Annotated in this window: 10 protein-coding genes; 7 read left to right on the plus strand and 3 right to left on the minus strand. The window is 43.1% G+C overall.

Annotated elements, in window-relative coordinates; genetic code table 11:
* Positions 1 to 1,326 carry a PepSY domain-containing protein gene (locus CHH60_RS02395; RefSeq protein ID WP_095357734.1) on the minus strand — a complete coding sequence of 442 codons (1,326 nt, stop codon included), beginning with the start codon at positions 1,324 to 1,326 and terminating at the stop codon, positions 1 to 3.
* 246 nt (positions 1,327 to 1,572) lie between these two features.
* Here CHH60_RS02395 and CHH60_RS02400 point away from each other — a divergent pair, with 246 nt between their 5' ends.
* Complete coding sequence (locus CHH60_RS02400; protein ID WP_095357735.1) at positions 1,573 to 2,031, plus strand: NUDIX domain-containing protein; 459 nt, start codon at positions 1,573 to 1,575, stop codon at positions 2,029 to 2,031.
* A gap of 148 nt (positions 2,032 to 2,179) precedes the next feature.
* Here CHH60_RS02400 and CHH60_RS02405 read toward each other — a convergent pair whose 3' ends face one another.
* Together CHH60_RS02405 and CHH60_RS02410 are read right to left on the minus strand one after the other, a co-directional pair.
* Positions 2,180 to 5,125, minus strand: coding sequence for a hybrid sensor histidine kinase/response regulator (locus tag CHH60_RS02405; protein WP_255247787.1), 2,946 nt, complete (start codon positions 5,123 to 5,125; stop codon positions 2,180 to 2,182).
* 231 nt (positions 5,126 to 5,356) lie between these two features.
* Positions 5,357 to 6,499 carry a response regulator gene (locus CHH60_RS02410; RefSeq protein WP_095357736.1) on the minus strand — a complete coding sequence of 381 codons (1,143 nt, stop codon included), beginning with the start codon at positions 6,497 to 6,499 and terminating at the stop codon, positions 5,357 to 5,359.
* Positions 6,500 to 6,765: 266 nt separating this feature from the next.
* Here CHH60_RS02410 and CHH60_RS02415 point away from each other — a divergent pair, with 266 nt between their 5' ends.
* The 6 genes from CHH60_RS02415 (at position 6,766) to CHH60_RS02435 (ending at position 13,764) form a co-directional block, all read left to right on the plus strand.
* Entirely contained in the window at positions 6,766 to 6,939 is a 174-nt protein-coding gene (locus tag CHH60_RS02415; RefSeq protein WP_176475948.1) for a hypothetical protein, read from the plus strand.
* Between the two features lie 382 nt (positions 6,940 to 7,321).
* Positions 7,322 to 8,359 (plus strand): NAD(P)/FAD-dependent oxidoreductase, encoded by a 1,038-nt coding sequence (locus CHH60_RS02420; RefSeq protein WP_095357738.1) that lies wholly within the window; start codon positions 7,322 to 7,324, stop codon positions 8,357 to 8,359.
* 342 nt (positions 8,360 to 8,701) lie between these two features.
* Positions 8,702 to 9,322, plus strand: a complete 621-nt coding sequence (locus CHH60_RS02425) for an NAD(P)-dependent oxidoreductase (RefSeq protein ID WP_095357739.1) — start codon at positions 8,702 to 8,704, stop codon at positions 9,320 to 9,322.
* Positions 9,323 to 9,407: 85 nt separating this feature from the next.
* Complete coding sequence (locus CHH60_RS30045; RefSeq protein ID WP_217989969.1) at positions 9,408 to 9,521, plus strand: DsrE/DsrF/DrsH-like family protein; 114 nt, start codon at positions 9,408 to 9,410, stop codon at positions 9,519 to 9,521.
* Positions 9,522 to 9,675: 154 nt separating this feature from the next.
* Positions 9,676 to 10,230 carry a cupin domain-containing protein gene (locus CHH60_RS02430; protein WP_255247788.1) on the plus strand — a complete coding sequence of 185 codons (555 nt, stop codon included), beginning with the start codon at positions 9,676 to 9,678 and terminating at the stop codon, positions 10,228 to 10,230.
* Positions 10,231 to 10,413: 183 nt separating this feature from the next.
* Positions 10,414 to 13,764, plus strand: a complete 3,351-nt coding sequence (locus tag CHH60_RS02435; protein ID WP_095357741.1) for a DUF5107 domain-containing protein — start codon at positions 10,414 to 10,416, stop codon at positions 13,762 to 13,764.
* Positions 13,765 to 13,929: the final 165 nt, after the last annotated feature.

Consider the following 13,929-nt stretch of genomic DNA (forward strand, 5'->3'; position numbering starts at 1 on the left):
TTACAGGTTATAGTCAATACCTTCTCCAGCGCCTGTGCGGGCGTTAATGTATACGTGAGTAACGCCTTCGATCCCGGTGACGGGAAATGCATAGACGAGTTTGTCGTTGTGGAGCTTCAGCTTTGGCTTACCCGAGACGTTTACGTATGGGCCAAGCTTTGCAGAGGCTTGCTCCGCTGTCAGCTTCGGGTGAAGGGGGAAGTTTTTATTATAATGGGAAAAATAATTAGACGCATCAAAGCTTATCAACGCACCTGTACGACGATCAAATCGCCATACGACTTTCATCTGCGTAATGGAGATTTGCTCCCGGACTGGAATATAGACGAGATAAATGGAAGTTTCTTTTATCTCTTTCGCTGTTAATGTCAGACGTTCGTCAGACCAGCGAGTCATCCAGGCGTCCGCAACTGCGATAAACTGCTTTAAGTCCATATTTTGCTCTACAGCAGCATCTTTGGAGATTGAGCCCTTGCGTCTCACTTGGAGCACGTGTCCGCTTTTACTTAGTTTGACGGTATAGGGACTGGTTGATTTTCCATCAGTGTCCGATAACCTGAAATCCATGACTTCTCCGAACTCGGGGCTGCTCCCGCCAGAGGTCATGTGGACGATTTGCTTACCTGCCCCTTTATTCCAAGTCTCTCCCATGAAGATCTTTGCTTTGGCCGCAAGCTCCATAGCCGTATACGTGGTTTCACCGGCGAAAACGGTTCCTGGCTTCAGAGGTATGTAAGGATCTTGGTTGTACCGGAATTCATTATAGGCTTTATTGCCGGATGTGAAGACCATGTCGAGCTCAGACAAGGCCTCTTCCATTTCGGTCGAAATCTGTTGTATATCTGCAGGAGAGGAATCAAAAGCTTTCTTTCTCATCTGCTCGAGATACGGTAGAGCGGTCCTCGCGAACGTTCTCAAGCGCTGAATTTGTTCTAATTGATCCGGGGTGAGCGACATTCCCTTCTCACTGGCGGGATAGGCCAAGTAGTGGCTGCCTTCCGTGATGAACCACTCATACGAGGACGAAGATTGAAAGTTCATCGTGATCGATCCGATCCTTACATATTCCGAGATAATATTGGCATGTTTAATCGCAGATTGAAGTGCTGCTTGCCGATCTGCAATCGTAGATGCAGCAAGGGATTCCGCAAGCGCATAGTCAAAATCGCGCAGGTAGATAGATTGTATATTCGACCAGTGTTGCGTACTGCTCTGTTGCTGCCGCTCCCATTGTCGATTATTCTGATGCTCCGTATAGCTGAAATACGCGCCTGCTAAAGTCGTCACGCAAAGCAGACCAATGATAGATTTGGTGCGAACGTTCATGTCTATTAAAACTCCTGTCTATGTCATCATAATGCTTATCCACTTTAGCAAAGATGTGAGCACTGTTTAATGAGTAAATATTACCAATACAAATTGCCTCGCACGTTGACTAAATCTGTACGCTAATATTGACGAAAAATACATTAGAGGTGTTCAGAATATGTTGAGACTGGTATGCTAACTTAGTTTTAAGCGCAACTGAACCTGAGGATAAAATCAATAGGAATATAGGGGATAGTAGATAAGATGGAGAGAAGGATAAGAAATTCCGTAAAGGCCTTGATTATTGAAGACAGAAAAATGTTGGCAATTAAGATAGACGATGATGGCGATGCTTTTTATATACTGCCTGGTGGAAGCCAAAGTGCGGGGGAGACATTAACTGAAGCCGTAAAGCGTGAAGTCGCAGAAGAAATTGGAGTCGAGATCATTCCTAATTCATTGGAATTTGTCATTGAAGGCGTATATGGCGAGGCGTTTCATCGTGTGGATTTTGTGTTTTTATGCGAATATAAAGGATTAACTGACCATTTATTCTTCCAAAGTGACGGACATCAAGTCCGTTATGAATGGCTTGATATCGATAATTTGATTGGGCAACCATTGTATCCTTCCAAATTGCGAAAGCAAATTCAGCAGTTATTCAATGGAGAAAAAACCGAGATGTACTTAGGAAATGAGGAACCAGGTAATCCTAGTATGTAGACTGAGATTGTAGCTAACATGGTTCATTTATAAGAAAAGCATCCAATGGCGCCATTCGGCGAGCGATATCGTAAAAGGCAAGCTTTTGGCTTGAAATTAATAAAAGAAGGAGCCGCATGAAATCATGCTCGCTCCTTCTTTTTGTATGCTATGGGTTCGGTACGATGAAGGTAACCGTAGTTCCTTCACCAGGTTTACTTTGAATCGTTAAGCCTTGTCCATACATTTTTTTGAGCCGTCGATCGGTATTCGTTAATCCCACACCAGAGGTTCCCGCTTTTTTATTACGATCTAATAGGGAGGACAGTTTGGTCTCATCCATACCCACTCCGTTATCATGTATGATGAATTGGATGTAATCCGCTTCTTTTGTAGCAGATAGAGTGAGCTTTCCTCCACTGGTACGGTTCAATATTCCGTGCCGGATGGCATTTTCTACGATAGGTTGGATCGTAAGTGGAGGAAGTTTAGCCTCCAACGGATCAGGCAGATTCCACTCTATTTCCAATCGCTCTCCAAATCGTTCCTTTTCGATATACAAGTAAGCTCGCAGTAAATCAAGTTCATGGGACAGAGGAACCTGGCGCTCTAAGTTCCTTGAATTAAAGCTTCCCTTTAAGTAATCACCGAAGGCTTCGAGCAGCGTAATCATGCGGTCTGGATCTAATAGACTAAGCGAAGCAATGGAATTGATTGTATTAAACAAAAAGTGAGGCTGAATCTGAGCTTGGAGCCACGCAGCTTCCATACGTAATTGCTCGTCTACAGACTGTTTAAAATGAATTAAAGCGCGAATTCTTGACTGAAGCTCTAACATATCAACCGGTTTTGTTAAATAATCATTAGCACCCGCAAGAAACCCGGTATGAGTATCTTCTGGTCTGATTCTAGCCGTCAATAGCAGTATAGGCAGCTCGAAAATGGTAAACTTCTTTCGTATCATTTCAGTCAGGGTATATCCGGACATTTCCGGCATCATCACATCGGTTACGATCAGATCCCACTGTTGTTTATGGTTAATTTGTCTAAGGGCCTCTTGAGCACTATTTACAGCGGTAACCTCATAGTTGTCCAGCTCCAGCAATGATTTTATAACCTTCAGATTGATGGCATCGTCATCCACGATAAGAATAGACCCCTTGATATGATCCACCTTGTATTTATTCTCTGAAGAAACAGCTGCATCCATCGCTGCATCCATCACGTCAGATCCCAGGTGATTGAAATGAGACTCTAATTCTTCACCGTTCTGTACACCCTTAACAGCCGGTACGGCGTCTGCCAGAGGTAAGGAAAATGTGAAGACGGATCCTTGTCCAATCTTAGACGTCAGCTCCAGTGTTCCGCCATGAAGTTCTACTAAATTTTTGCTTATGCTGAGTCCCAGACCTAAGCCGCTGCCTGGAGAAGTTATGCTGGAATCCGCTTGTTCATACGGGGAGAATATGCGCTGCAGCAGTTCTTCGTCAATTCCAATACCCGTATCTATAATATGAACATAAACAGCATCATTTAGCGTCTCCGCACGAAGGGAAACACGGCCTTCCTTGGTATATTTCAATGCATTGTGCACTAAGTTGAACATAATTTGGGTAAGTCGGTTTTCGTCAGCTGCTACGTTAGGTAATGTATCAGGAATCTCGTTGTGCAGCTGCACGTTCTTATCTACCGTCATATAGTTCAGCATATGGACAACTCCCTTGGCCACTGCTGGTAAAGAGACACTTGTTGGTTCTAGCGTAATCCGGCTATCCTTCAGTAGGGTAATATCAATCAAGTCATCGAGCAGACGTGACATGCGTTGTCCAACTTTGGTAATTAGCATCAAATCTTCTTGATCAGATGTATCGAGCTTACTGCCCCTCCGAATGATGATGGATTGAGACATATTAATGATTGCATGGAGCGGATTACGAAGCTCGTGCGACGTATTCGCGAGAAATTCATCTTTTTGTTTGTCCACTTTCTTGAGCGCTTCCGCTTGTTTCTCGGCACGTATTGCTGTTTTGGTGAAGCGTACAAACCAAAAGGATGCAAACACAACAAAGGCTACAATCAGGTCAATCGGGTAATACGGCAGGTCTTTATTAAACCATGACTTGAACAATCCACTGAATGCTATATTAAATGATACGGCAATGCCCGCAAGTAATATTGAAGTGGCAGCTTCTTGACCACTCCTCACAGCCTGTCTTGAAATAATCGGTACGAGTAAGATGGCTATGACCATGAAAATTCCTAGAATCTTAGAGGTATAATCCAGCCAACGGATCGGAAAGAAAAGTGTAATGGATACATAGGTGTAAAAGAAAATAGAGAAAATAAAAATCAGTTTCTTAAAACTATGTACGCCAAGCAGGTGCTTTGTACATAACACTAGACAATAACAAAGGGCGGAGTATCCAATAATCCTCATACGTACTGCCCATTCGAAGTTGATTGGTAACCATTGAAGCAGCATTTTATCATCGTCTATTAACGTAACAAGCAAGGCAAACAAAATAATTCCGGCAAAATAAAGAAGCTCTTTCTGTCGGTGCCCTACGAAAAGAAGAATAACGATATATAACATATGAAGCAGCAGAATAATTCCGACGAGCAGCTGCATATTTTCGCTAAAGTGTATTTCATTCAGGACAGCAGATGGAGTACCAAATTTAATGGATTGAATAATGCCACCTTTATTATGATAGTGAAAATTACTGACATGAATGACAATATCCATGGTGGACTGCTCCACGGTAAAGTTACCTGTATAGGGTACAACCTTAGAGATCGTTCCAATCGGATTGTCATCAGGATGACCTGATTCATATAGAAGGCTTCCATTAACATATAAGCGATAAGCCGTCTTGATTTCAGGAATATGAATGCCATAAGACGCATTAGATGTAGGCAAAAGTACGCGAAGCCGATATGTTCCGAAATTGGATTCTGGACTCGTATCGTTAAAAGTACCGGGAACCTCTGTCAAATTAGCAGAATGTAATGTATGACTAAAGGATGTGCTTGGCTGAATGAAGGTACCCGGAGTAAAGTTCCATTCCCCGTTCAGTGTGATCGTCTGTTGATCCGTAAATTTCAAGTTGGACAAATCAAGTTCTCCCTGGGCTGCATGTGGCTGATTCGGAGGGGAGAATTCCGTATACCAGAAAAATCTTACTCCAATCAAAGCTGCTAAGTATATGAGGATGAGCCAAGCCATCCTGTGTTTGGATATGGTTTTCTTAATAGGTGTGAATGATGGCAACATGAACAATCCTTTATCATACGTTATAGTGGGCTTGTAAAAAAGCTCTTATCTGTTATACATCTAAAATACGGATCAAGAGGGCAGTTGTTTCTCTTGCCACTCCTTAAACCATAGTTGAATATCGTTTCCGGGGAGGATATCATATTCTTCTTTTAGTCGTGTCGTGAGTTCTTGATAAGTTTCTATCGTTTTCTGTGGCTCGTTCAATTTGTCATACAGCTTCATTAAGGCAAACGAAGACTTTTCCTCTATTGAATAGAGGCGGTGAATTTTCAAGTATGTAGTCAACGCATCGCCAAATCTCTGCTGATCCTCATACCAACTGCCGACACTTAGAGCTGTGTTTAGCCATAATTGTTTAAGCCTATGCCTTTCTGCCTCGGCCCACCAATAATCGTATTCCTGTAAATATTCACCCGTATAGCTGTTAATCTTCTCCAAATGAAGCTCCAGGTTATCCTCTGAGATATCGATGGTCTGCATAGAATCTTCCCAAAGTGCTACGTCCAAAATGATATGGTTCAGCTCTAGTAAATATCCTTCATTTGCACTCTTAATCTGAAATCTCTTTCCATACGCAGTAAGCGTTTTGCGAATATGATAAATGGTTGTATATAACTGTGAGTAGGCTTTGTTTACATCTGTATTGCTCCACAATAAATCAACGATAAACGATTTACGAACAAGCTGTCCCCTATGCTGAAGAAGATACAGGAAAAGCTCCTGCGCTCTGAAGGTTCTCCATTGCATCAACGTAAATTGTCCAGGCGATTGTGGTTCCTCAATCATGACTTGTTTGAACATGGTCATCCTGAGAGGTTGATGGGGATCAGGGTTATCCAATCTGGCGGTACTCTTGCTCAATATCCGATTCATTGTTTTGGACAATCGATCAAAGCGAACCGGCTTCACAATGTAATCTATGGCGTTTAATTCGAAGGCGTCCACAGCGTATTCTTGATAGGCTGTAACAAATACCACCATCAGGTCAGGGTCATACTCTAACAAGCGTTCCGCCAGTTCAATACCATTGATCTCAGGTAACTCTATATCAATAAAGGCGATATCCACTTTGGCATGTTCAACGATATCCAAGGCATCGTATGGGTTTGTAAATTTACCAATAATATTAAGGCTGAAGTTTTCCATCTTCAGTAGTTGAAGCTCCAAATAAGACAACGCTAAAACTTCATCGTCAATAAGAATAGCTTTCATGTAAAAATATACTCCTTATTAGCGTTTATTTAGTTATATCGATTTTAACATGGATGTTGAAAAATGGAATAAAAACTCGAATGATGTAGCAGAGCTAGTCGTGTATCTTGAGTTTCGGGTCAGTGGGGCTGAATGAAATGTTGGTCCTTTGGCCACTGAATTTCTCCTATTTGACTAGTGTTTTATGTATTCGATAGGATAGACATAACCATTAGGCGAAACCCGAGGTGATGAGCATGAGTATATTAAGATACAGTTATCCTACGATGTTAAAAAGAAGCAAAAGCTTGTCTTATCGACAGCAAGTTACTTCAATGACAACGGTAGGGAAAAGATCTATAACAATTAACTGGTGTTCTACTAAAAAATTCATGAGTGGGGATGTTAAATGGATTGAACAAGCTGCAAATGTAGCTCTTATGAAGGGAAACCATTATTAAATAATGAAGACATTATGACTGCGGAGCTTAACCTTAACTCGGCGGTTATTTGTTGTTCATTTTAAAACGATGTAGTGATGGCACTTAATAGTCAGTAAGCAAGTGAAGAGCGTATTTCGGCGGACCACATTATGCACCAGGTGGATTTTCTAACTTGGATGTATAATGGAATGATCTCCAACGGCAAAAAAATCGATGATATCCTGTGATCGTTAGCTTGATTTGGTTTCACTTGTGAATGGTGGAACGGCAACTTCCATTTTGTATAAAGTAACCGTCGGTTTTGTCCATTGTTATTGTCACGCTGTCGAAGCTACAATGATATTGATAATGATTATCATAAGCACGGATGTTACATAAGCCGGCTGGAGGAGGACATCAATTGACTGGGCAGCTTGAATTATACGATGTGACAATTATTGGCGGTGGTCCTGCGGGAATGTATACTGCTTTTTATAGTGGAATGCGTGATTTAAAGACAAAGCTAATCGAAGCGAAAGACGAGCTGGGCGGGCGGATGCTTATTTATCCCGAGAAGATGATCTGGGATGTTGGAGGGGTTACGCCGATTCTATGCGAGAAATTAATTGCCCAATTGGCGGAGCAGGCGAAGACGTTCGACCCGACCATTGTATTCGGCCAGCACATTGTTGGATTGGAGAAACAAGCGGATTCGACGTACATCCTGGAGGCGGCAACAGGGGAGAAGCACTGGACACGTACAGTCATTCTGGCCATTGGCCGCGGCATTCTGCGAATGGCGAAGCTGGAGCTGGAAGGGGCTGAGCGCTATGAGGTATCCAATCTGCACTATACGGTGCAGGAACTTGAGCCTTTTAGAGGGAAACGGGTCCTTATTTCGGGAGGGGGGAATTCCGCTGTCGATTGGGCGAACGAGCTGGTTTCCATCGCTGCTCAGGTCACTGTTGTGCATAGACGCGACCACTTTGGCGGGCATGAAAAAAACGTTGTTCGAATGAGGGAGTCTTCTGCAGATGTGCTTACGCCATATGAAGTCACGCAGTTATACAGCGGCAACGGAAAGTCGATTGAACGGGTAACGATTAACCACATCGAATCAGGTGATTCACGCGAGCTAGAAGTAGATGAGGTTATTGTCAACCACGGACTGAAGTCCGATTTTACAGGGATCATGGATTGGGGACTGGATATGGACGACTGGAACATATTTGTCAGCCCGAAACTAGAGACGAACTTGCCGGGTATCTTCGGGGCTGGTGACTTTGCCAATTACGAAAGCAAGCTCAACCTGATTGCAGGGGCATTCACGGATGCCGCCTTAGCACTTAACAGCGCCAAACGGTATATCGATCCCGAGGCGCCTAGAATGGCTTATGTATCGTCACATAACGAGAGGTTTAAGGAACGGAACAAAGCGCTTGGCGTATCCAGTGAATAGTAGGTTTTGCCATCAGTAGACGGACGGTTACAGAGCCGTTGTGAAACTGTAGATCCTGAGCAATGAAGGAAGTTAGTTCGAATATTAATTCGTACATTTGTGTCTTACAAGTAAATTAGAATTAAGCTCTTACGTCCTGTTGATGATGATGTAATACATTCAATTGATGGTAAATAAGCCGCTGATTAGCGGCTTTTTTCTTTTTAAAATATGTCTGCTATTGATTTTGTCATATACTGTCTGATACTTTTATTCAGAAATGTTGTTGCCGGCTAAGCTACTTGTTATTAATCAAAAAGATAATAGATGGAACACTGCAGAAGATGGAGGGTCATTAGAAATATGCAAATTCTAGTATTGGGTGCAACTGGACGAGTAGGCAGTCAGATCACTGCCAAGGCACTTAAGGATCAGCATCATGTAACTGTACTGGTTCGTCATCCTGAAAAATGCCAGTTTCATGATGAACATTTAACAATCATTCAGGGTAATGTATTGAATCAGGAAGATATTAAGTGTGCTATCCATGGAGCCGATGTCGTTATTAGTGCTCTAAACACGGATGGGACCCATACACTATCTGAAAGTATACCTTTGATCATTGATGCAATGTATGAAGAAGGGATAAAACGAATCATTACTGTAGGGACAGCGGGTATTCTGCAAAGCAGGCTTTCTCCGAGTATTCTACGATATCAATCCAGTGAATCGAGGCGTAAATCTACCCGTGCTGCTGAGGAACATCATCGAGTGTACTCGCTGCTTCAAAAATCAACATTGGAATGGACGATAGTGTGTCCGACGTATTTGCCGGATGGAGAACAATTAGGCGAATACCGAGTAGAGCGTGACGTTCTGCCTGAAGGTGGGACGGAAATATCTGTGAGTGATACAGCAGAATTCACCTACAAGCAAGTTAAAGAGGACACTTATATCAGATATCGTGTAGGTATTTCATATTAGGTACTGTCGAGAGACAAAACATATATCCTATTAGAGTCGCTATTACCTTAGCGGCTTTTTCCTTACTTCAAGGTGGGCATTAGAAATGAAATTTGACTCAGAAAATAGTCACAAGCTTGGCTTGTCCAGAATGAACATGATTGGTGTCGGGCTTAAAGTGATTCGCGGGATAATGAAGAAAAAAACCTGGAGGAATTGATGTACTTCACTTTAAAGATGTATCTGATCAATTTTCAGCCGGAAAAAGTATCCATGAAAACTGAGGAACCAGTTCAGCCCTTTGTTTCGCTAGGCACATTCCCTGTATGCAGTCATATACTGACTTCATAATATTTGTAAAGGGATGGTGCAAATTGTATTACTACCACACACCAGCACATCAATATGGTGGATACACGATTGGACATAATCCATATTATTATCCAACTTATACAGAAAGAAACAATCATCCACTAGACCAAGGATCTCAAATGGGTATGGAAAATACAGGGCAGCAAGTGATGCTTCTAAAGGATTACGGGAAGAGACCTTTGGTGGTAGATATCGAAAAAGTAACTAAGCTTAATAATAATTTTCGTACAGCTTTATGGACGGGGGAACACTTCCAAGTAACTCTTATGAACATAAATGTAGGTGAAGATATCGGATTAGAAGTTCATCCGAATACGGATCAGTTTATTCGGATTGAAGAAGGTCAAGGATTGGTTCAAATGGGGGATCGTAGAGAGAATCTCGATTTTATTGTGAATGCCTTCGAAGACTATGCAATCATGATACCTGCTGGCAAGTGGCATAACATAACAAACACAGGCAACAAACCACTTAAAGTCTATGTGATTTACGCTCCACCGCAACATCCATTTGGCACCGTCCATCCAACAAAAGCTGATGCCATGGCTTCAGAATAACACACTATTTAAACGTTATTTAACTTATTAGAGACCGCTCTATTGAATAGAGCGGTTATTTCATTACCCACATTTGTGCAATCAAGTTTAAGAATATAATCCATCAACTACCGACTTTCGTTAATTGTATGAAAGGGGGGGGCGGCATTACATTAAACGTATAACACAAAGGAGGATCTCGATATGAGTACAACAGATTCATCAGCTGTTTCTAATCAAGTGCGAGTATGGGAGGAACAGGTTGAAATTCCCACTTACGGAACAGGCAAACCTGACAAAAACCCCATGTTTCTGGAGAAACGCGTGTACCAGGGGAGTTCCGGACGAGTCTACCCGCATCCAGTCATCGATAAAATCCTGGATGAGAAAAAATCCAAATCCTATTGCATGGCCATTCTTGAAAACGAATACATTCGCGTCGAAATTATGCCTGAAATTGGTGGGCGGATCTACCGCGCATTAGATAAAACAAACCACTATGATTTCGTGTATTACAATCGTGTTATCAAACCGGCTCTCGTTGGGCTTGCTGGCCCATGGATTTCAGGAGGTATCGAATTTAACTGGCCGCAGCATCATCGACCGAATACGTTTGGACCTGTACAGCACACGGCAACGGAGAATGAGGACGGCAGCGCAACCGTATGGGTTAGTGAGATTGATCGCATGTACGGCACAAAAGTAACTACCGGTTTTACATTGCATCCAGGTAAGGCCTATATCGAAATTAATGCGCAAATGTATAACCGGACCTCCGAGCCGCAAACGTTTTTGTGGTGGGCCAACCCGGCTGTGGCTGTCAATGATCATACACAGACCGTATTTCCACCTGATGTCACAGCAGTCTTTGACCACGGAAAAAGGGATGTATCCAAATTCCCGATTGCTACAGGGACTTATTACAAAATGGATTATTCCGAAGGCGTTGATATCTCCAGGTACAAAAATATCCCGGTCCCGACTTCTTATATGGCATATAAATCCGACTACGACTTTGTAGGCGGTTATGACCATGGCGTGCAAGCAGGATTGCTGCATGTAGCCAACCACCATATCTCCCCAGGCAAGAAGCAGTGGACGTGGGGCAACGGAGAGTTCGGCCAAGCCTGGGACCGAAGTCTGACGGATGAAGACGGACCCTACATCGAATTGATGACTGGCGTATTCACCGATAATCAACCTGATTTCACCTGGCTCCAGCCGTATGAAGAAAAGTCGTTTACCCAATATTTCATGCCGTACAAAAACATTGGTGTTGTAAAAAACGCTTCAATTGATGCAGCAGTCAATTTAGAAGTGGATGAACAGCTCCGAGTGGCGACGGTTATGGCCTATGCTACATCGGTCTTTGAAGGAGCAACCATAACATTGAAGGGGCGTAAGCGGACCTATGTCAATGATGTTGCCACCCTTTCTCCAGAATCAACCTATAGAACCATCATTACGTTGGACGATGAAGATCAACCGCATGACTTACTTGTCACAGTGCGAGATGCCAAGCAAAAGCTGCTCATCAGCTACAAGCCGGCGAAACCATCTATCGAACAGATTCCGGATGCGGCCAAACCGCTTCCTCTTCCAGAAGAACTCATGAGTACAGAACAGTTGTATCTTGCCGGCCTTCATTTGGAGCAGTACAGGCACGCTACGTTTGAACCGGAAAGCTATTACGAAGAAGGATTAAGAAGAGATGCTTCGGATATTCGTCTCAATATCGCTTATGGTACACTTCTGCTTCGAAGAGGGTATTTGGAGAAAGCGGAAACGCATTTCCGTAAGGCCATTGAGTCATTGACCTGGAGAAATCCCAATCCATATGACAGTGAAGCGTACTATCAACTTGGCTTGACACTCCGACTTCAGGAACGAAATGAAGAGGCTTTCAAAGCCTTTTATAAGGCAGTATGGTCTGCAGCATATCAGGATAGTGGCTACTACGCATTAAGCCAGATTACTTCCGAGCAGGGGGAGTTTATCGAAGCGCTGGATCTGGTAGAACGTGCATTGATTCGCAATACAAGAAACTACAAATCAAGGCTCGTAAAAACGGCGCTGCTTCGCAAGTTGGGTCGTTATGAGGAAGCTATTGTGTTTGCAGACGAAACGCTGACAATGGACATTGCGGATTTTGGTGCTAGATATGAGAAATTCATGAATCTCGAAGCCATCGGGAAAAACGAAGATGCTCATCTGGTGAAATCAGAACTCCGCCGGTTGTTGAGAGATGACGCGCATAATTACTTGAACCTGGCTTGGGATTATGCAGGAAGTGGTTTCTATGAGGAAGCTTCACGTCTATTAGAAGAAGTTTCATCCCATCCCGATGGACTGGCGTATCCTATGACTCATTACACACTTGCCCACGTCTATGACAAGATGGGACTCACTGATAAAGCTGAACATGAACGTCACCTTGGAGGGGCTGCTGCGCCAGATTACTGTTTCCCAAACAGCCTTTTTGATCTAAGTGTATTGCTTCATACCGTGCACAAAAATCCATCGGACAGTAAGGCCCATTATTATCTAGGTAACCTGTATTACGATAAAAAACGAGCGGAAGAGGCCATAAAGCACTGGGAGATTTCCATTAGCCTTGAACAACAATTCGCCACGGCTCACCGCAATCTTGCGCTGGCCTATTATAACAAACGTCATGATGCAAAGACATCATTGCAATCACTTCATCAGGCGTTTGCATGTGACAAGGATGATGCACGAGTTTTCTACGAGCTCGATCAGCTGCTTAAGAAAACGGGCGTTTCAGCACAAGAACGTTTAACGAAGCTTCAGGAACACATGCACTTGGTCGAACAACGCGACGATCTTTATCTCGAATATATTACACTGCTGAACACGCTAGGCAAACATAATGAAGCACTATCTTTATTATTAAGTCGCCGCTTTCATCCTTGGGAAGGCGGAGAGGGAAAAGCAACGGGACAATATACACTAGCTCTCGTTGAGCTTGCCAAGCAGGAGAATACACGTCAATCCTATCAAGAAGCCATTTTGCTGCTTCAACGGGCGCTTCAATATCCGGAAAATTTGGGTGAAGGCAAGCTTGAAGGCGCGCAGGAGAACAATATTCACTACGAGCTGGGCATGGCTTATCAGGGACTCGGACAGCGAGAAGAGGCTGTTTATCATTGGAGACTCGCTGCGGAGGGGGTGGAGGAACCAGCGAGTGCGATGTATTACAATGATCAGCCACCAGAGATGATATTCTATCAAGGCCTTGCATGGAATCAATTGAATCATTCAAAAGAAGCAAAGCGCCGATTTAACAAGCTGATCGACTACGCAGAACGACATCTGTTTGATGATGTGAAAATCGACTACTTTGCTGTATCCTTACCCGATTTTCTGGTATTTGAGGATGATTTGAATAAGCGGAATCAAACCCACTGCTTGTTTATGCTTGGTCTTGGGTTACTGGGTCTTGGGAACAAAGAAGAGGCCAAAAACCGATTTAATGAAGCGTTACAGCTGGAGCCTAACCACCAGGGAGCGCGAATTCACTTGGAATTATGTTAAAGCATATAGGGATAAAAACTCATGGGCAGCAGAGTTAATCTTAAGGAATCCGGGACAACAAGTTCCGGATTTTTCTTGTTTCCAAGAAACTTGGAGTGAATGAGGTTGTGAATTCATTTACTTACTGCGTGTAAAACTGGTTCATATCTGGTATAATAAAAATAA

Origin of the sequence: Paenibacillus sp. 7523-1 (genome assembly GCF_002276415.1) — a bacterium.
Classification (GTDB): Bacteria; Bacillota; Bacilli; order Paenibacillales; family Paenibacillaceae; genus Paenibacillus; species Paenibacillus illinoisensis_A.